At 58.2% G+C, this 18,097-nt stretch carries 15 protein-coding genes and 1 pseudogene; 5 read left to right on the top strand and 11 right to left on the bottom strand.

Annotated elements, in window-relative coordinates:
* Nucleotides 1-49 precede the first annotated feature (49 nt).
* Nucleotides 50-1,162 carry a DnaJ domain-containing protein gene (locus tag ACW4E8_RS30265; RefSeq protein WP_456807884.1) on the bottom strand — a complete coding sequence of 371 codons (1,113 nt, stop codon included), beginning with the start codon at nt 1,160-1,162 and terminating at the stop codon, nt 50-52.
* Nucleotides 1,163-1,511: 349 nt separating this feature from the next.
* Nucleotides 1,512-2,087 carry a DUF1294 domain-containing protein gene (locus ACW4E8_RS30260; RefSeq protein ID WP_456807883.1) on the bottom strand — a complete coding sequence of 192 codons (576 nt, stop codon included), beginning with the start codon at nt 2,085-2,087 and terminating at the stop codon, nt 1,512-1,514.
* Nucleotides 2,088-2,349: 262 nt separating this feature from the next.
* Here ACW4E8_RS30260 and ACW4E8_RS30255 point away from each other — a divergent pair, with 262 nt between their 5' ends.
* From ACW4E8_RS30255 to ACW4E8_RS30245, 3 genes are all read left to right on the top strand, one after another.
* Nucleotides 2,350-3,252: a restriction endonuclease gene (locus ACW4E8_RS30255; RefSeq protein ID WP_456807882.1), complete on the top strand. Its 903-nt coding sequence runs from the start codon at nt 2,350-2,352 to the stop codon at nt 3,250-3,252.
* 535 nt (nt 3,253-3,787) lie between these two features.
* On the top strand, nt 3,788-4,477 hold the full coding sequence (locus ACW4E8_RS30250; protein ID WP_456807881.1) for a hypothetical protein: 690 nt from the start codon (nt 3,788-3,790) through the stop codon (nt 4,475-4,477).
* 689 nt (nt 4,478-5,166) lie between these two features.
* On the top strand, nt 5,167-6,576 hold the full coding sequence (locus ACW4E8_RS30245; protein ID WP_456807880.1) for a GIY-YIG nuclease family protein: 1,410 nt from the start codon (nt 5,167-5,169) through the stop codon (nt 6,574-6,576).
* 170 nt (nt 6,577-6,746) lie between these two features.
* On the opposite strand, the gene ACW4E8_RS30240 is transcribed toward ACW4E8_RS30245, so the two are convergent.
* Nucleotides 6,747-7,010 (bottom strand): hypothetical protein, encoded by a 264-nt coding sequence (locus tag ACW4E8_RS30240; RefSeq protein WP_456807879.1) that lies wholly within the window; start codon nt 7,008-7,010, stop codon nt 6,747-6,749.
* Nucleotides 7,011-7,146: 136 nt separating this feature from the next.
* On the opposite strand from ACW4E8_RS30240, the gene ACW4E8_RS30235 reads away from it, so the two are divergent.
* Nucleotides 7,147-7,401, top strand: a complete 255-nt coding sequence (locus ACW4E8_RS30235; RefSeq protein WP_456807878.1) for a hypothetical protein — start codon at nt 7,147-7,149, stop codon at nt 7,399-7,401.
* Nucleotides 7,402-7,502: 101 nt separating this feature from the next.
* Here ACW4E8_RS30235 and ACW4E8_RS30230 read toward each other — a convergent pair.
* From ACW4E8_RS30230 to ACW4E8_RS30220, 3 genes and pseudogenes are all read right to left on the bottom strand, one after another.
* Nucleotides 7,503-7,793, bottom strand: a pseudogene (locus ACW4E8_RS30230) (GSU2403 family nucleotidyltransferase fold protein); the annotation flags it as partial.
* A gap of 274 nt (nt 7,794-8,067) precedes the next feature.
* A complete protein-coding gene (locus ACW4E8_RS30225) occupies nt 8,068-8,400 on the bottom strand; it encodes a helix-turn-helix domain-containing protein (RefSeq protein WP_456807877.1) in 333 nt (110 codons plus the stop codon).
* Between the two features lie 145 nt (nt 8,401-8,545).
* On the bottom strand, nt 8,546-9,364 hold the full coding sequence (locus tag ACW4E8_RS30220) for a hypothetical protein (RefSeq protein WP_456807876.1): 819 nt from the start codon (nt 9,362-9,364) through the stop codon (nt 8,546-8,548).
* A 319-nt stretch (nt 9,365-9,683) separates the two neighbouring features.
* On the opposite strand from ACW4E8_RS30220, the gene ACW4E8_RS30215 reads away from it, so the two are divergent.
* Entirely contained in the window at nt 9,684-11,444 is a 1,761-nt protein-coding gene (locus ACW4E8_RS30215) for a DUF4041 domain-containing protein (RefSeq protein ID WP_456807875.1), read from the top strand.
* Between the two features lie 367 nt (nt 11,445-11,811).
* Here ACW4E8_RS30215 and ACW4E8_RS30210 read toward each other — a convergent pair whose 3' ends face one another.
* The 5 genes from ACW4E8_RS30210 to ACW4E8_RS30190 all read right to left on the bottom strand — a co-directional run bounded on the left by ACW4E8_RS30210 (nt 11,812) and on the right by ACW4E8_RS30190 (nt 18,080).
* Nucleotides 11,812-12,834, bottom strand: coding sequence for a carbon-nitrogen hydrolase family protein (locus ACW4E8_RS30210; protein WP_456807874.1), 1,023 nt, complete (start codon nt 12,832-12,834; stop codon nt 11,812-11,814).
* A gap of 38 nt (nt 12,835-12,872) precedes the next feature.
* Nucleotides 12,873-14,528 (bottom strand): MFS transporter, encoded by a 1,656-nt coding sequence (locus tag ACW4E8_RS30205; protein WP_456807873.1) that lies wholly within the window; start codon nt 14,526-14,528, stop codon nt 12,873-12,875.
* 56 nt (nt 14,529-14,584) lie between these two features.
* On the bottom strand, nt 14,585-15,220 hold the full coding sequence (gene leuD / locus ACW4E8_RS30200; protein WP_456807872.1) for a 3-isopropylmalate dehydratase small subunit: 636 nt from the start codon (nt 15,218-15,220) through the stop codon (nt 14,585-14,587).
* A complete protein-coding gene (gene leuC / locus ACW4E8_RS30195; protein WP_456807871.1) occupies nt 15,217-16,659 on the bottom strand; it encodes a 3-isopropylmalate dehydratase large subunit in 1,443 nt (480 codons plus the stop codon). The genes leuD and leuC overlap by 4 nt, the downstream gene beginning before the upstream one ends.
* A gap of 74 nt (nt 16,660-16,733) precedes the next feature.
* Nucleotides 16,734-18,080 (bottom strand): NAD(P)H-dependent oxidoreductase, encoded by a 1,347-nt coding sequence (locus ACW4E8_RS30190; RefSeq protein WP_456807870.1) that lies wholly within the window; start codon nt 18,078-18,080, stop codon nt 16,734-16,736.
* Between the last annotated feature and the right edge of the window lie 17 nt (nt 18,081-18,097).

Below are 18,097 nucleotides of genomic sequence, written 5' to 3'. Positions count from 1 at the left end.
GCGAGCCAGTTCCCGCCTCCTCATCGGCGCTCGTTAGTAGCGCAGGCTCTCATTGACATGCAGCCACACCTTCCAAAGTGGCTGCAGCTGTCTTGAGGCATTCTTCCCTGTTCTGCCTCTTTACTGGGAAATATATCCCGTTCATTGGCACAGTATCCACTTTGGTGTCCACCTGAGCGGCTTGAGGAGCTTGAACAGTTTGCGGGGTGTGAGTAGCTTGAGCAGTTGGAGTAGCTTGAATAGATTGAGCTGCTTGAACAGCTGGTACTTGGTGATTGACAATCGTTTGCGACGGGGAATCCGATATCTCGAGGAGCCAGCGCTGTTGATAGTCGTACCAAGTAACAAGGCAAGCCTTGTCCGTGCAATTCTTGTTGCGCCAGTTCCAATTCTGACGCGCTATCTCCGTGAAGGTCCGCTTGTCCGGCGCGGCAGCTTTTGCGTGGGCGAAGGTGGTCGCTAGGTCGCGATCCATAGCAGCAAGATCGGCGTCGTCGCAGATCAGCTTCTCGGAACTCGAACGCGCCTTATCGCAGTCGAAGCTCGTAATATTCGGCACCTTTCTGGTAGGCAGTGCGTCGAGGCCAGAAGAGGAGGGGGCGACGATTGATGGTGCCGAGTATTGAGACACGTCTGCATTGGACGAACGGTCGACGTTCCTGGCGTATAGGCCGGAAGATGACGGGGCAACGGTTGAAGGTGCTGGGTGTTGAGATGCGTCTGCATTGGACGAACGGTCGAGGCTCCTGAGGAGAAAGGCGGCGCATAGCAACCCACCCAAACTCAAAAAAATCCACTTGCTCGATACACCATGGGGTGCCGATGGGTGTGCGGCATAACGAGGGGTGCTCGATTGATCGTTGGGTGTTGGTGCCTCGCGATCAGAGTCAGTCGATGCCTTGCGATCAGAGTTAGCGCGTGCCTCGGAGGTTGAGTCGATCTGCTCTTGAGCAATTTTCTCATCGTACCGGCGCCTAGCTTCTGGATCGCCCAAGATCGCGTACGCCTCGTTGAGAATCTTCATGATTCTCGTGGCGTCAGGACTGCTGTTCTTATCCGGGTGGTAACGCTGGCTAAGCACCCTGTACGCAGCTTTGATAACGTCTGGTGGCGCATTGCGCGATACCTTCAGATTGTCATAGTGCGTGTGAACTCTCGTCATTTCTGTTCTCGTTGTGCTTATGGAAGATGGCGGCGGGTGCCACGACACCTTTCATATCGTCCCGTTCTTTCGTTATTCAGAGTGACCAAGCGACGCGCATAGAGTTTGATGCGTGTCCGGAAATGCCCCTGGCCATTCTACTGGACGTCTTGAGGGCCTTGGGAGCACTAAAGTGCCTGACCTTGCAAGCGCAAGGCGTCGTCGTCCCGGGCTGGCACCCTTTGTAAGACATACCCCCGGTTCATCCAACGCCCGGAGCTACGTCACAGTTGTTTGTAGCTTGGACCTGGATTTAACATAACGCCAGATCTAGCTCACTTCGCGGCCGTGGACTTCGGCTGTCCCTTCCTCACGCGGCCATGACGGATTGCCAAAGCATCATGGAGCCAACGTTCACGCTGACCGTGCCCCAGAACGTCACCTGAAACGCCCGCTTCCGGTTCTTGTGTCGGAGCAGGTGCTGGGCGGCAAGCGCGCCCGGCCAGCCGCCGCAGAGCGCGAGGAGGTGCAGGGTGGTCTCAGGCGTGCGCCACGTATTTCGGCTGGCCCGCGTCTTGTCGTCGGCATAAGCGAAGAACGTGATGAGGCTGGCCAGGAGGCTGACAATGCCGGCCTGGCGCGGGAAATAACCCGCCAGGGCGCCGCCGGCGATGAGCCCCAAGGCCGCCAGACCGGCGAACACCGGCCAAGGGCTCGCGTCGGACCGCGCCTTCGGTGCACCGACGATGGCAACGTTCAAGGCTTGTATCCGGCCGTCCCGCCCTTTGCCGAGCTCGAAACTCACGCGGTCGCCAGGCGTCGGCGTCACGGCGCGCGTTTGCAGGGCGGTGATGTGAAAGAACACATCTTTCGTGTCCGCGTGGACGTCGATAAAGCCAAAGCCCTTGTCTGCATGCCACGTCTTGACCCGACCTGCCTTTCTCATGGTTTTCGTCTGGTGTTGCGCGAAGGATCCAGTTTAAGGGATGCCGTCAAGCGAAACTATGGCGAAATCCGTGAAGTCACCAGGGTATAGGCCGGCTGCTCGGCCACCCGTAGTCGGTGGGGTGTTGGCCTGTTGCAACCCGCCGTGTATATCAGATCAGGTAGATTTGCCGATGGCGGGATGCCGCCGCATGAGATGAAGAACAACAACAGGTAGAGAAATGGGTCGCAGGAGAAAGGAGCCCTCGCTTAGCGAGGTGTTGATGGATGCGCCGTGGTGGGTATCCGCCGCGCTGGCCGTGGGTGCCTACATTGTGTTTCGCGCGGTCGTGCCAGCGATATTCGCGTCGAGTCCGTTGTTGACGGGCATTTCCGTGTTAAGCCAGTCGTTAGCCTGGGTTCCCGCCGCCATGTTCGGCTTCCTGGGTGTGCTGTCATACATCCGTGCGCGAGGTAGAGCAGGGACCAGCAAGCAAGAAGTCCCGATCAAGGCTCGGCGCTTCCGCACGAGCCGACCGTCCTCGCCGCCCAAGTCACCCCGGTCCTCCAGTGAATCCGCCAAGTCAAAGGAGGCCGTTGGCCCGCCAGCGCGGAGAGTACCCGTACCGGAGAAGCCAGAAATTAATAGCTGGACGCTGGATGCCCTCAGGCAGTTAGAGTGGAAGCGATTTGAGCTGCTTTGTGTTGGGTACTACGAGGCGATGGGGTTCACGGTCAAGACCGTCCCCCATGGGCCCGATGGCGGCATCGATGCTACTTTGTACAAGGCTGGCTTGGATGTTCCCGTGGCCGTGGTCCAATGCAAAGCATGGAGTAAGCCGGTGAAGGTGGAACAGGTCCGCGCACTTGCCGGCGTCATGCACGAACACAAGGTGCGTCGAGGCGTTTTTTGGTCGTTGTCTGGCTATGTCGGGCGGCCGGTGCAGGAGTCTGCAGAGCGGGCCGGCATTCAATTACTTGATGGTGCCGGAATCGTCGAACGGATTCGCGCACTCGATCAGTATATGCAATCGACGTTACTGAAGCTGGCGTTTCGGGGCGACTACCTGACGCCGACATGCGCTGCCTGCGGAATCAAGATGGTGGAGAGGAAAGGGCCCGCCGGGCCATTCTGGGGTTGCCAAAACTATCCCGGTTGCAAGGTTAGACTGGTCCGCAACGTCTAGGAACCGGCTCGATCAATCATCGCCGCCACGCTCTCAGGCAACAAGGTTACTCTCGGGAAAGGCTGGTTCTTCGGCAGGCTCGAGCGTCGATTTTCTGCCTTGATACTAGGTTGCCAGATATGTCTCATGAACAAGCTGCGGCATTGCGCTAGTCTGCATCACTGGAGAGGCAGAGCAGCGTGGACGCCGGCAAAGACCTGCCGCCCCTATCCGGTCGGCTCGTCCCGACCCAAAGCAGCCTTCTACGCAGGTGCTACAAATCGGACAGTCGAACATCGGTGTACAGTATCCACAACAATTTTCGCTCGCAGTCGTGCTTATGCCCAAGTTTGCTTTCATCCAAGAGATAAAGTCCACTACAGCGCATTGATACTGGAACGGCGTGGGGCGTGGGGCATCGATATCAAACTTGCAGAGAATTCACTTCTAAGTGCCCTCAGTCTTCGCTCTTGTGCGCGTCTTACCGCGAGCGCTAGGTCTCTATAGCGATTACTACTCAAAGTTACATAGTGAAATTTTATATTGGAGATGGAATTTGAAAATTATTACTATATGCCACCAATGTGGGCCCAAGGAAGAGGCTGCGTTGATAGAAATAGGAAACGATAATCGTCATAAAGTTATATGTGATAAAGGTCATGAATTTTCTCTCTTGATAACGCAGCAAAAGCACGAAATATTATTCGAAGTTGCCACTCGTGCAATCGTTGATGGCTATCATAGGGAAGCCATTTCTTCCTTTGCTGCAAGCCTCGAGAGATACTATGAATTCTTCGTCAGAGTAATTTCCGCGGGTTGGCAAAGAGGGCAATTTGAAAAAGCCTGGAAGCATGTGGCTTCTCAGTCGGAGCGCCAATTGGGCGGCTATATATTCACATATGTCAATGTTTTTGGGTCATCGCCAGAAATTTTGTCACAGCCACTGGTCCAGTTAAGAAACTCTGTTGTTCATAAAGGGGTTATACCAAACCGTAAAGATACGATTAATTTTGGGAGGGAAGTCGCAAAAATAATTAACGACGGATGCAACTTATTGCACAGAAGAATGAAAGGCAATATTAATGAGATCATCAGGCAAACTATATGCCATGAAAATAAGTCAAATTATAAAACTCTTGTTTTGAATACGTATCTCAATTGTCTAAATGAATCTGATTTGATTTCATTTGAAGAATACTTGAATTCAGTGCAGACACACAATAAGCCTAGATTTGATGCGCAATAATTCATTCCGGTCCGCGTCTCCTTCAAGGCGCGGCTTAATTGGGCATTGAACGACTTCTTTTTAGTTGGTGTATGACCGGTTCTGGCCGGGAAGCGACTTCCGTCAGCCGCAAAGCGGTTGCACTTGCCGAATACCGCCGCTGCGTTCCCCGTCCGCTCGGACAAGCAATGGGTGCCTCAGCGAGCGGCGTTCGGATGAAGGTGACTCAGCAACGCGAGAGGAGACGATAAGGCTCTATAACGTTGCCTTACCCCATAGGCGCGACCGTTTCAAGGACCATAACGGAAGCGTGGTCCAGAACACATACAAAGTGTGTGACGGATACCAAGATACAACACAGCTATTTTTCGGTGAATGGATCCTTAGGAAGGACAATACGCCGGAATTTTCTCCTTGGAATGAATGCAATGCCTAGGAAACTTACCGAAGCGGAAATTCTGATTTCGTTCCGTCGAGCCCACGGGGCACGTTATGACTACAGCTTAGTTCGGTACAGCGGCGCCAGTCGTCACGTCAGGGTAATCTGTAGGGTCCACGGTCCGTTTACAGTCACGCCACACCACCATAAGAACGGCGTCGGATGCCGGAAATGCTACTTCGAGCGCCGCCGAGCTGGCATTGATTATTTCATCGAGGTAGCGACTCGCGCCCATGCCGGCCGTTATGATTACAGCCGCGTCCCGCAGAATTTGAAGCTCAATGACGAAGTCCTGATCCATTGCTTGCAGCACGACCGCCTATTCTTACAAGTAGCTCGCGCGCACGTGGACGGTCATACCGGCTGCAGAGCCTGCCTGTCCAACAAGCTCAAAGGTTCCCCCGAACTTCGCGGGCAATACAAGGACGATAATCTTCCCCTAAAGAATTTCATTGAGCGTGCGGTGAAGTTGCACGGAGCGATCTATGATTACAGCAGGTTTGTTTATCACGGCGTAGGCGTCAAGGGTGAAATAATCTGTTCCGAACATGGGCCGTTCTATCAGACGCCAAGTAACCATCTTCGTGGAACGAAGTGTCCCGATTGCGCCAGGTTGCTGCAGCACAAGAATTCGTTTAAGGAAAAGTGCAAGAGCTTGGGGGTGAACTATTGGAGAGCTCTCAAACGTCGCGAAGCGCAAATGAGCGAAGAGAAGATATTTGACGATGCCTTCCTTCGCTCTGAGCGGGTTGTGAATCCATTATGCGTTCACGGAATCAATTATCCCAACATGGAGGCCGCGGTTCGGGCCCTAGATCCACCGGCATCGAGTGCCACCATCTCCCGATGGCTTTCCTCCGGGATATCGCCTGAGGTAGCGTTCGCTAAAATCCCAAATCCTGGCTACGCAAAAGGAATAATCTATTTGATAGAGCACACTACGTCCAAGCGTAAGTACGTGGGACTTACGATTGCGTCAATCGAAGAAAGGTGGCGGCGCCATATTGAACAAGCTGAGATGGCACGAATCAAGAATTTTAGATCGCTGCACGCTGCGATTCGTAAACACGGCCCCGAGCAGTTCCACATTAGCGAGATCGATCGGGGTACCACCAAGGCTGGCTTGGAGAGCAAGGAGCGGCAGTGGATTGCTAAACTTGACACACTTATCCCTCATGGATTTAACATTTCACCGGGAGGAGGAAGTGGTGGTGCACATGGCCGTCGGATCACCATTGACGGAATCTGCTTTCCGAGTGTGCGTGCAGCTACAGAACATGTAGCCGGAACCCGCGGAATTTCTCTTTCGGCTGCGAAAAAAAGAATCGAAAAAGGTCGCCTCGATGTCCGATCCCCCTCCAAACCGGGAGAAGCAATTACCAAGACGCCGGCGTACAAGGCTTGGAGCAGGCTGGCTTACTGCGTGATGAATCCCAAGAGCAAGGAGTACATACCCGGTGTGAAAGTTCACAAGCGGTGGCTGGATTTCCAACAATTTCTTGCAGAAGTCGGGCAGCCACCGATGGCTGGGATGGCATTCGCCAGACTCAATAAATCTAGAGATTTTTATCCTGACAACTGCATTTGGATGACGAAGAGCGATGCGTCCATGATTAATGCAAAGCAGGGGAAAGGGCGTAAAAAAAACGGAGCAAAGCGAGGGGTAAAATCGTATTTATAATGGAGATCTGGCTGTTCCGCTGAAATCCTTGCATTCGGCAGTGCGAGGCACTTTGCGAACGGGGCGCCCGACTCCATTTGACATAACGACCGATCAGAGAAAAAAGAGGTATTGGGGCTTGGTTGTGGACAGGGGCAGGTGACCCAGGGCTGGTGTGGGCCGGCCGCCCCTCAGTCAGCTGTCGTCGAGCGGTTGGCGGGAATGGGGACAAAGTCGAAATGGGCGGCTGCATACAGTGCATTGCACGCCCAGACTTCTTTGCCGTCCTTGTAGAAGGTGACCCACTTGCCGTCGCTGATGCCATGGGCGCCGGGAAACACCTCATCATGGCCGTTGCCACCGTCCAGCGGGAAGGGCGCGTGGGGCACGGCCCAGTAGTGGCCGCTCGGTAAGGCTTCGATCGATTTCCGGAACATTCTTGTCAGCACCGCCATGCGGTGTCACGTAACGCACGACCTCGCCGCCGCGGCAAAACGTAGTGTGTCAATCCTGCAAAGGCGTTACACCGTTGCGAGGCGGCCTCGTGTAGGCTCGCTGCCAATCACCTCATGCTTATACAGTAATTTCGCCATGGCGCAGTACCTCTCCATTGCCGTTCGAGCGTTCGGCGTCGGCACCATCATTGTGATCATCGCCGTTGTCTCGCGGCAAGTCTATCTGCAGGTCACCGCGGATGATGGCTTTGTCGACACTAAACAGGAACCCGAAGGTACGATGATGATGCGGTGTGAGGCGATGCATAGCCGCCTGCAAAATCGGCATATTGCCGATGACGCTGCGAATTCTGACGACGTGCTGCCGCGTGCGCGGTGTCTGGAGTCCTGAGTTTCCGATTTTGTGGCGAGGGCCCATCGAGCAGACGGGCCGCTTCGCCAAACTCCGAGCGGGAAGTGATTGGCGAGTTCTTCGATGCCTGTAGTCTCGCGGGAAACCTTGAGCGGATCACAATCGGCGGTCGATGCCCTCCAACGCTTGAAGTCGACAAAGGCGGTTGGACTGATAGTTGTCATCCGAGCCATCCTTCCGATCACGGAAACGATGGGCGCCGAGAAGGGAGGCGATCCCAGCAGGACATTTGCGCGTCGCGCCTGGACTGCCCAGAGGTCGTCTTCATCGTCGGTCAATTGAAGCGGGTGGGGGTCAAGATCTGCGGCCTCCTCGGTCTTTTCGAAGCGCGTCCCAAGGCTTTTCTGTTTGTTGGCAACGCCGGTCCTAATGAGGTACTCGCGGCTGGCAACGTCGATTAGTTTCGGATAACGCGCCTGTCATCGCCCGCAAAGCCAACTCCGACGAGGCATATCCGAAACTATTCGGTTTTTCCGTCCGTGATTTTGTTGCACCGCGATTTTGCGGAAACCCGCACAGATTTTTCCCTGGACACACCTTTGATCTAGCCCTCCTTGTAGGCTATGCAAGGGGCAAGGTGAGGCACCGAATGGAGCCACGCGTAGAGCCGATGAGGCGTCGCCCGCCAAGCCTGGCCCTGCCGGCCTAAACGAGGACGTAGACGCCGACGCGATGCTCCTGGCCGCTTTCCACGCGAACGGTTTGCCAGTGCGTTTCAATATGGAGGCCCTGCTGCACCAAGTCGAACTTGCGCGCAGGCGGACAGTAGATGTCCAGAAACTTGCGGCACTCGTAAGTCGATACCGACTGGAGTTCCTTGAGCGCGGTTGCCAGGCGCTGGGTTTGCGTCGTGTGATGATTGCCGTGAAGCAGCTTGGAGATTTCGGCCAGGCGGCGGTCTCGAAAAGACGGCTCTGGCGAGGTCTGAGGAGAGGAGCTGCTGGGCTGGTCGTACGAAGGAAACAGTTCGAGGTTCATGAGGCTACCGCTCTAAAGCAGAGGAGTTGTGACGCCTCAATCATCAAATAATTGCCGCCAAGAGTATAAGTCGGCACTTTTCGAAAAACGCAGCCTCTGTGTTCGGACACCAAATCGCGAAATTTCCCGTTTTGGTGTCCTTGACTTAGCCCTCCGGAAATTGGTAGTTGAAGTCCGCCAGGACAGACTGAAGGCCCTGAGCCAGACTGGCGGCCAACTCGCTGTCCTCCATTCCTTCCAACGTGGCGAGTGCCTCGCCGATTCGCTGAGCATCGGTTCGCAGGTCCTCAACCGCTGTGCCTTCCTTGCGCTGTGCTCGAGTCAGGGCGGCGGCCGCGACGATGGCTGCCTCCCCGCTGACCTTGGTTTGCCTCTTTGCCGATTCAGCAATCTGGCCCTGGCGCTCCGTCGTCAGTTCGTGACGGACGTTGCGTATGTCGGTCTCGGGCCAACGCAAGGCGACGATTTCCGTGATTGCCTCGATGTGGAAGCTTTTGAAATGCCGGAAGAAGTTTTCTGCAACGGCCCAGATGAACTGTCGCCGCTCGGGGTTCCCTTTGCGGGTGCGAACAGGAACGTTCTGCGGTGGGGAGAATTCGCGCAATTGGTCTAGGGCTGACCGAAACGCAGGCTGAGCGATAGTGCTGCTCAATGCCGTAACGCCTTCCACCTCGTCATCCAGCTTCTTTGCGGCTGCCCTAATCCTGCCAGCCTTATGCCCCGACACTGGCAACGGGAGGGGCATAGATTCCTCAAGTTTGAGAATAGAGCCGACGACCATTGCCACATAGCTAACTTGTGCGATATGGGCGGGCAGCACGTCCTGTTTTGCGAGGTGGCGACGGGCGCCTGGCTGCCGCATCAGGGCTTGGCACCAAGGGTCCTGTATACGGTCCTTAGGCTTCAGAGCCGCAACTCGCTTGACGGCGGCGAGAAGACGCGTTGTTTCGAGAAGCTGCTCCATCGAATCTGACCAATTGTGGGCAAGCCGCCATTATATCGGCGCGACCTGCGGAATCTGACGTCAGGTCACTACGTCCATGACACCATCTTTGATGGCACTCGCGGGCCAGTCGCGGGTGGTCAATCACAAGCTTCACCCGATTGAGCTATGCGTTCCTCAATGCGATACGCAAACGGTACACGCCCCCCCAAAAACCCCACTGAAGAGGGCTTTGCGAAGTTGGAAACAAGGATTATTGAGGAGAGTTAGTGTTTTCAATAAGTGGTAGACGCTGGCAGCGCTCAGGCGTGGCACCGACCAGCGCGATATTCGAGGGGTAATGATGGAACTGTTGGTGCTTCTTCTGGTGGTGGGCATCGTGTTCCTGGTCTGGCGAGCCAGGAAGGTGGGTCGAGAGCTGGCGAGCGCGAAGAAGGCTCACCACGACCTGGAGATTCGCTTCAACGTTTTGCGTGAAGCTAAGGAGCAGCTAGACGCCACAAACGCTGCGTCAATTCGCGTCCTCACAGAGCGAGCCGTGGCTGCCGAGCAGGACCGCGACTCTCTCGCCCAGTTCAAGCATGTTCGAGACGTTTCCTTGGAAGCCCAGCGCCTGATTGCAGAATCCTCCGACACTGTGAGCAAGGCGGAGAAGGAGGCGTCTGACATAGTGGAACGAGCAAAGGCCGAAGGTTTAAGGCTTGCTGCGGATGCCACGGCGGACGCGAAGTCTAAGCGCGCCGCGTCAGAACAAATGCTGAGTCGAGCCAGCACCCAGGCTGCCAAGGCTATCGAAGACGCCCAGCAACGAGCCAAGGAGATTGCTGGCGACGCAATGCGAGCCTTGGAAGACGCTGACAAGCTCGAAGGAATCAGCATCGCCATGCGGAATGTCATCGAAGGCTACGGTGACAGATACATGATTCCTGCCCACAGCTTGCTCGATGAGCTGGCTGAGGCGTACTCGTTCGCCGAGGCTGGCAAGCAACTCAAGGTAGTGCGGGAATACTCCAAGGTCATGGTTGCGCAAGGTCGTGCCGCGACCTGTGAATATGTGGAGAACAATCGACGAGTCACCGCAATCCGTTTTGTCGTAGACGCGTTTAATGGGAAGGTTGACTCGATTCTGTCTCGTGTGAAGGTCGATAACGTCGGCACCCTGCAGCAAGAAATCAAAGACGCGGCTGCGCTGGTGAATCACAACGGTACGGCGTTCAGGAACGCACGAATCCTGAAGGAGTACGTTGACGCGCGTATCGACGAGCTGGTCTGGGCCTCTCGCACAATCGAGCTACGCGAAAACGAGAAGGAAGAGCAGCGCCGCATTCGCGAGCAGATGCGTGAAGAGGAGCGTGCCCGGCGCGAGTACGAGCGGGCGATGCGAGACGCCGAGAAGGAGGAGGCGCTGCTGCGTAAGGCCATGGAGAAGGCTCAACAGCAAATCGCGCGCGCTTCGGAAGAACAGAAAGCCCAGTTCGAGCAGCAGCTGGCAGAGCTGGAAGAGAAACTGAAACAGGCTGAGGAAAAGAACCAGCGCGCCCTGTCGATGGCGCAGCAAACGAAGGCCGGCCATGTGTACGTCATTTCCAACATTGGCTCGTTCGGCGAGCATGTCTATAAGGTAGGCTTGACGCGCCGCCTCGACCCGCACGACCGCGTGCGTGAGCTTGGCGATGCCAGCGTGCCGTTCCCCTTCGATGTGCACGCGATGATTTGGTCCGACAACGCGCCGGCGCTGGAAACGCTCCTGCATCGCAAGTTCGTTGAAGTGCAAGTCAACAAGATTAACCCCCGCAAGGAGTTCTTCCGCGTGGGAATCGCGGACCTGCGCCAAACTGTGGAAGAACTTGGGCTCAACGTATCCTGGACGATGTCTGCCGTCGCGGCTGAGTTCCGGGAAACCCAAGCAATTGAGCGTCAGTTGGAGGCCGACCCTGTTATGCGGGACAAATGGTTCCGCCAGCAGCTTGCATATGAAGCTCGACTGGCGCTTGAAGGCGAAACGGGTGAGGACGGAAGCGAGCCGCCTGTACGCGTTGACAGTGCTAGCGCGGCGGAGCCCGAACTGGAACTGACCGTCTTGTCGCCCACTGGGACCTGATGCCGCTGTGGTGTCGTGTCGCGCCAATGCTGGACTTGGTTTGGACCGGTTGTAATAGTTGGGCAGTGACGATTGGCTGGAATCGCGATGGGAAAACAGCGAGATTTTCACCGTAAATGAAAACGGGCTTGCAAGCAGCTCGAGGAATTGTGCGAAACGCTGGAGCACACTGTGGTTGTGCACTACTCATGCGAGAGCTTCTACGACCGCAACAATCCAAACTCTCCCCGTGTGAATGCGCGGCTTTTGTTCGCTGCCCTTCTTGCAGATGAGAGGGGGGCGAAAACACTCACGGTTCTTACTTTGCAAGCACCTGAAGGGGCGCCAAGCGCCCCTTGTCCTGGCCTGGCAGACGGGCCGAAGGAATTCACGCCTCAGCTTCACTGTCCTGGCGTAGCTCAGCCGCCGACTCGTCCGGAGCCGCTTCTGGGTCGAGGAAGCGGGCCGCGGACAACGGATGGCGATTGACCTGCAGGTCGAATACGTCAAAACGGTTGTAATGACCGGTGATGTCGTGCATCTGGCGCGGCTGGATGCAGCGGTTCAGGTCGATTTCCGCATAGACGATACCCTCGTCATCGATCAGCGGCTCGCCAATCACGCGGCCGTCAGGGCCAATCACGCCTGAGAACGCGCTGTTGCAGCGCGCAAACAGCTCGCGTGACTGCGGATGACTCTCGGCGATGGCGTCGACAATTTCCTTTGACACCGCTGAGCAGGAGACAACAGTAAAGACCTTGCCTTCGAAGGAATGGGCGGTGGCGCGCAGGCGGATCGCTTCGGCCATGTCGTAGTCTGCGGGGGACACAGGGTTGGCAATGTAGCTCGCAACATGCACCAGTTCTCCCTGGGCCAGCAGGCTGAAGCGGGCGAGAGTATTGGTATTTTCGCCACACGCGAGCACCCCCAGCGGGCCGACCGGGGTTTGATGCACCCGCAGCGACGAGCCATCACCGTTTGCCCAGGAGAGCTTCTCCACCCACGTGGGAACCAGCTTCCGGTGCCGGCCGAGCAGCCGCCCGTCGTGACCGATGGTGAGCAGGGTGTTGTACACCGTACCCACCCCGGTCGCGCTACGCTCATTGACGCCGATCACGACCGTGACGCCATTGGCGCGGGCGCAGTCCTGGAGCTTCTTGATTTCCGGTCCGGGCACCTCGATCGCCGAGCGGCACAGCCGCTCGAACCACGGGCTCGCTTCAACCGGGTTCATGACCCAACTCCAGTAAGGATATGCCGAGACAAAGACCTCCGGGAACGCGACCAGGGTCGCACCGTTCCGTGCGGCTTCCTCGATCAACGCACAGGCCTTGCTGACCGTCGCATCGGTATCGAAGAACACCGGAGCCGCCTGCACGGCCGCGGCAGTGAATTTGGGCAAGTTGAGCATCTGGTTCCTCTTGGCAGTAGTAAAGATAATCGGAAGTGTCACGAAGCCTTGTTGGCGCCCGCCTTGTTGGTATTGGGAAGCAGCAGCGCGCCGACCACTGCGGTGACCGATGTCACGACAACGGGATACCACAACCCGGTCAGCACATTGCCCCCCGAGATTGACAGGAAGGTCGCCAGGAACGGAAGGCTGCCGCCAACGACACCCGCGCCGATATGGTAGGGGAACGACAATGACGTGTAGCGAATGTGGGGCGGAAAGAGCTCAACGAGATATGACGCGACGGGGCCGTAGACCATGGCGACCATGGCGGTCATGAAGATCAGGATCAGGACAATGCGCGTGACGTCCACCTGCATCGGATCGGCCTTCCTGGGATAACCCGCCTTGGCCAGCGTGCTGTCATACGCTGCAGCGTCAAAGCCGCGGATAGTGGTGCCGCCAACGGTCATGGCGACATCGGTGCCCGGGACAGGCGCCGCATAGCTGAAACTGATGCCGCGCGAGACCAGGAGCTTCTTCGCCAGTACACAGGCCTTCTTGTTGTCGGGGTGGCTGCCGACCAGTGCCGCCGACATGCGGGCATTGCAGACATCGCCATCGACGGAAGCATGGATCGTCACGGGACTATGCTTCATTGCCGCGACCAGTTCAGGGTTGCCAGCTTCCAGCAGCGCGCCGAACAGGAAGCGGTAGCACAGCGCGGCGAGCAGCAGTCCGGCAATCATCACCCACTTGCGCCCGATGCGATCCGAGATCCAGCCAAAGAAGACATACGCCGGGGCGCCGATCAGGAAGCCGGCGATGACCATCTTGTACACCAGCGTCTGCTCGATCTGCACGACCTGCTGCAGGAAGATCATGACGTAGAACTGGCCGGTGAAATAGGTGGCCCCCATGCCGGCAGTGACACCGAACAGGGCGATCAGCATGGTCCTCACGCTGCCCCAATCCATGAAGGTGTCGCGAATCGGATTCTTGGAAAGGCGGCGGTCAGCCTTCATGCGCGCGAATACCGGCGACTCATGGAGCTTCGACCGGATATAGATGGAGACCACCAACAGCACCAGCGAGAGGATGAAGGGCACGCGCCATCCCCACGACCTGAACGCTTCCGTGCTCATCGAGGCTTGAGTCGCCAGGATCACGAACAGGCAGAGCATCAGGCCGGCGGAGCCGGTCGTCTGTATCCACGAGGTCAACAGCCCGCGACGCTTCGGCACGCAATGCTCCGACACATAGATCACCGCACCGCCATACTCGCCGCCCACGGCCAGGCCCTGCACCAGCCGCAGCAGGATCAGCAGGATCCATGAAAGGTGGCCGATGCTTTCGTATGACGGGATGCAGCCCATCAGTACAGTGCCGCCGCCCATCATCACCACCGTCATCAGGAAGGTGACTTTCCGGCCCAGCAAATCGCCAAGGTATCCAAAGAAGATGGCCCCGAGCGGGCGAATGACAAAACCGGCGGCCAGCGCGCCCAATGAGGCCAGCAGCGCTGCAGTCGGGTTATTCGGCGGGAACAGGACTGAGCTCATGAAGACCGCAAGCGACCCATAGATGTAGAAGTCGTACCACTCGAACAAGGTGCCGAGCGTAGAGGCCAGGACGACCTGGCGTTCCTCCCTGGCCGACAGGCTGTGGTGATCCTCAGCGATAGGCTGAGGTTGGGATGTGGCAGTGGTGGACATAGTGTCTCCCCGAAACGGAATCTCTAATAGTTAGGTAGCAACGTTGACCGGCGACTTCAGAAGAGCCACGGCTCCTCCAACCTCCGCCAGGTCTCGTATTCACGGATGCGGCCGGCCTTCTCCAGCGTCAGCGCGATGTCGTCCAGGCCAGCCAGCAGCTTGCGCTTGCGCTCTGCCGGGATGGCGAACTCGATGACCCCTTCGCCGGAACCTTCGATGGTCTGCCTCTCAAGATCGATAACGAGCGTCAATCCGCCTTCGTCCCGGGCCTGCGCAAACAGGCTGTCGACCAGGGCATGGTCAAGCTGGATCGGCAAGAGGCCGTTCTTGAAGCAGTTGCCGTAGAAAATGTCGGCAAAGCTCGGTGCAATCAGGGCGCGGATGCCATAGTCGGCGAGCGCCCATACCGCATGCTCTCGGCTTGATCCGCAGCCGAAGTTGTCTCGCGCCAGGAGAATGCGGGCGCCCGCGTACCGGGGCATGTTGAGCGGGAAATCCGGATTCTTCGGACGCGTTTCATGGTCCATGCCCGGTTCGCCCTTGTCGAGATAGCGCCACTGATCGAACAGGTTGGCGCCGAACCCGGTACGTGAGATGGATTTCATGAACTGCTTGGCCAGGATCGCGTCGGTGTCTACGTTGGCACGATCGATCGGCACCGCACGCGAAACCATTCTTGTGAACGCTTTCATGCTGCGCCCTCCGGGGTGATCTCGACAAAATGGCCTGCGATCGCGGCGGCGGCCGCCATGGCCGGGCTCATCAGGTGGCTGCGGCCGCCGGCGCCTTGCCGTCCTTCGAAATTCCGATTGGATGTCGAGGCGCAGCGTTCACCTGGCAGGAGACGGTCTTCATTCATGCCCAGACACATCGAGCAACCTGGCTCCCGCCACTCGAAGCCCGCGTGCAGGAAGAGGTGATGCAGACCCTCTGCCTCCGCTTGCGCCTTGACGAGCCCGGAGCCCGGGACAACCAGCGCCTGGCGGATCGTCGGGGCGACGCGGCGTCCGCGCACAATGGCGGCAGCGACACGCAGGTCCTCGATCCGTGCGTTGGTGCAGGAGCCGATAAAGACCTTGTCCGGCCGGATATCGGTCATCGGAGTACCTGGCTCGAGCGCCATGTACGCAAGCGCGCGCTCCATATCGCCGCGTCGGACTGGATCTGCTTCATTGGCGGGGTCCGGCACCAGGCCGTCGATCGAGACCACCATTTCCGGCGAGGTGCCCCAGGTCACCATGGGCCGCACCGCGGACGCATCGACGGAGATCTCCCGATCGAAGACTGCGCCCTGATCGCTATGAAGGGTGCGCCAATAGGCGACGGCTCGAGCCCACAAGGTGCCGCTCGGGCTGAACGGGCGGCCGTGGAGATAGTCGATGGTCTTGTCATCGACAGCGACCAGTCCAACCCGTGCCCCGGCCTCGATGGCCATATTGCACAGGGTCATCCGGCCTTCCATCGATAGCGCTGCGATGGCGCTTCCGGCGAACTCGATCGCGTAGCCGGTAGCGCCACCGGTACCGAGGCGACCGATGATCGCCAGGATCAGGTCCTTGGCGGTAACGCCTGGCTGCAACTGGCCGTCGACGCTGACGCGCATGGCTCGCATCGGCGCCATGGACAGGCATTGCGTTGCCAGTACGTGCTCGACCTCCGAGGTCCCGACGCCGAATGCCAGCGCAGCAAAGGCACCGTGGGTGCTGGTGTGCGAATCGCCGGCGACCACGGTCATTCCCGGCAGCGTCGCACCTTGCTCGGGGCCGACGACATGGATGATGCCCTGCCGGCGGTCCGAGAGCTTGAATTCGAGGATCCCGAATTCCTCGCAGTTCGCGCTCAGCTGGGCAACCTGCCGGCTGGCCAACGGGTCCGGAATGCCGCGCTCGCGGGCCTGAGTAGGGACGTTGTGGTCGGCGGTGGCGAGGACGGTTTCGCTTCGCCATGGGCTTCTGCCGGCAAGCCGCAGCCCCTCGAAGGCTTGCGGGCTGGTGACCTCGTACACGAGGTGCCGGTCAACATACAACAAGGCAACGCCGTCCGGACCCAGCTCAACGATGTGCCGATCCCAAAGCTTCTGCAACAGCGTTCGGGGTGAATCAGGAACGACAACTGGTGTAGGGGAGTTCATGTTTAACGCTCATTCTGGATTCAGGCTCCGCGCGGCAGCCGCCGCTGGCACGACCGCCAGCGGCGGCTTCACGCTCAGGCGTTTCGCGAGAACATCTGTTCCATTTCACGGCGAACGCGGTAGGCTGGCAGGGTGGGGTCGATTTCAACATCGAGCCAGGTCAGCGACTGGTCCTTCGCGACGGGTCGGACGATGCGCAGGTTATGCGCAAGGCCCAATGGCAGGCTGCCGAGCTGCAGCGATTTTTTCGCCGGGAAGAGCTTGCCAAAGACGGTATAGCCGCCTTCGCCGTCCAGCGTCTCTCCGGGCTTGAGGTCGCGCTTGGCGGTAGCGATCACATCGGCATTGAAATACCGGGGCACGCCCGTGGCTTCGCTGCGCAAGCCGATCGACGCGACCGAGATACCAAGCTCCAGGCCGATCAGGTGCCACTTCCTATAGAGCGCCATGTTGTTGCCGCCAGGATCCGTGACGACCTGGTACTCCTTGAAGCAGCGCTTGATGTATTCGTTTGGCGCTTCGACGCAGACCCAGACCCCTTTGCGGATGTCATACCCCACCGGCGTGCCATCCGTCTTCAGCGAAGAGATCACCTCGACGACACCCTTCTTCGCCAGGTGTCCGCCATCTTCCTTGAGACGCATCAGGCTCGGGATGTCCTCAACCGAGCCGGGTGGGAAGGTCAGGCCGTCGTCGGGCGCCTCCAAGCCGGTCGCGTTCGCAATGGCCACGCTTTCAATGGCCGGCTTCGACCCGTCCAGGAAGGCGTTGAACATCTTGGGGTTCATGCCGCCGATACGTGCCTGCTCGGCGCTCACGCCCCAGTGATCCCACACCGTATCTGGCGTCGATTCGCGGTACTTCGGCAACCACTTGTGGCCGCGGCCGGCGGCGACCACCGGGAAGCCGCTGGCCCGAGCCCAGTCGACCAGTTCGCACGCAAGCGCCGGCTGATCGCCGTATGCGAGCGAATAGATGACACCAGCTTGTTCGGCCTTCTTTGCCAGCAGCGGCCCGCAGAATGCATCGGCTTCCACCGTGACGTTGACAATGTGTTTGCCGGCTGCGAATGCGGCCAGGCAATGCTCGACCGCGGCGATAGGATTGCCGGTGCATTCGACAATGATCTCGACTTCGGGATGCGCCACCACGGCGCGCCAGTCGTCAGTGACATGCGTAGTGCCATGCTTCATCGCCTCGTCCAGCGATGCGGCTTCGAAGCGCGATGCTGGCCAACCCACGCGTTCGAGGTTTGCCTTCGCATTCGTGGGCGACAGATCCGCGATGCCGGCCAGGTGCACACCCGGCGTACGCGGGACCTGGGCAAGGTACATCGAACCGAATTTGCCTGCGCCGATCAGACCGATGCGCAGGGGGCGACCTTCTTGGCCGAGCTGGGTAAGTTTCGAGAACAGGTTCATGATGGTGGCTGGAGAAG

This window comes from Cupriavidus sp. CP313 (assembly GCF_054072015.1).
Note: the sequence above shows the minus strand (reverse complement) of the source record. Positions and strands in the feature narration are given on the sequence as shown.

What these genes read in the sequence shown, in the direction of transcription:
- ACW4E8_RS30265 (WP_456807884.1), bottom strand. Translation starts at nt 1,162, where the DNA reads ATGACGAGAGTTCACACGCACTATGACAATCTGAAGGTATCGCGCAAT.
- ACW4E8_RS30260 (WP_456807883.1), bottom strand. Translation starts at nt 2,087, where the DNA reads ATGAGAAAGGCAGGTCGGGTCAAGACGTGGCATGCAGACAAGGGCTTT.
- ACW4E8_RS30255 (WP_456807882.1), top strand. Translation starts at nt 2,350, where the DNA reads ATGGATGCGCCGTGGTGGGTATCCGCCGCGCTGGCCGTGGGTGCCTAC.
- ACW4E8_RS30240 (WP_456807879.1), bottom strand. Translation starts at nt 7,010, where the DNA reads ATGGCGGTGCTGACAAGAATGTTCCGGAAATCGATCGAAGCCTTACCG.
- ACW4E8_RS30235 (WP_456807878.1), top strand. Translation starts at nt 7,147, where the DNA reads ATGGCGCAGTACCTCTCCATTGCCGTTCGAGCGTTCGGCGTCGGCACC.
- ACW4E8_RS30225 (WP_456807877.1), bottom strand. Translation starts at nt 8,400, where the DNA reads ATGAACCTCGAACTGTTTCCTTCGTACGACCAGCCCAGCAGCTCCTCT.
- ACW4E8_RS30220 (WP_456807876.1), bottom strand. Translation starts at nt 9,364, where the DNA reads ATGGAGCAGCTTCTCGAAACAACGCGTCTTCTCGCCGCCGTCAAGCGA.
- ACW4E8_RS30215 (WP_456807875.1), top strand. Translation starts at nt 9,684, where the DNA reads ATGATGGAACTGTTGGTGCTTCTTCTGGTGGTGGGCATCGTGTTCCTG.
- ACW4E8_RS30210 (WP_456807874.1), bottom strand. Translation starts at nt 12,834, where the DNA reads ATGCTCAACTTGCCCAAATTCACTGCCGCGGCCGTGCAGGCGGCTCCG.
- ACW4E8_RS30205 (WP_456807873.1), bottom strand. Translation starts at nt 14,528, where the DNA reads ATGTCCACCACTGCCACATCCCAACCTCAGCCTATCGCTGAGGATCAC.
- leuD (WP_456807872.1), bottom strand. Translation starts at nt 15,220, where the DNA reads ATGAAAGCGTTCACAAGAATGGTTTCGCGTGCGGTGCCGATCGATCGT.
- leuC (WP_456807871.1), bottom strand. Translation starts at nt 16,659, where the DNA reads ATGAACTCCCCTACACCAGTTGTCGTTCCTGATTCACCCCGAACGCTG.
- ACW4E8_RS30190 (WP_456807870.1), bottom strand. Translation starts at nt 18,080, where the DNA reads ATGAACCTGTTCTCGAAACTTACCCAGCTCGGCCAAGAAGGTCGCCCC.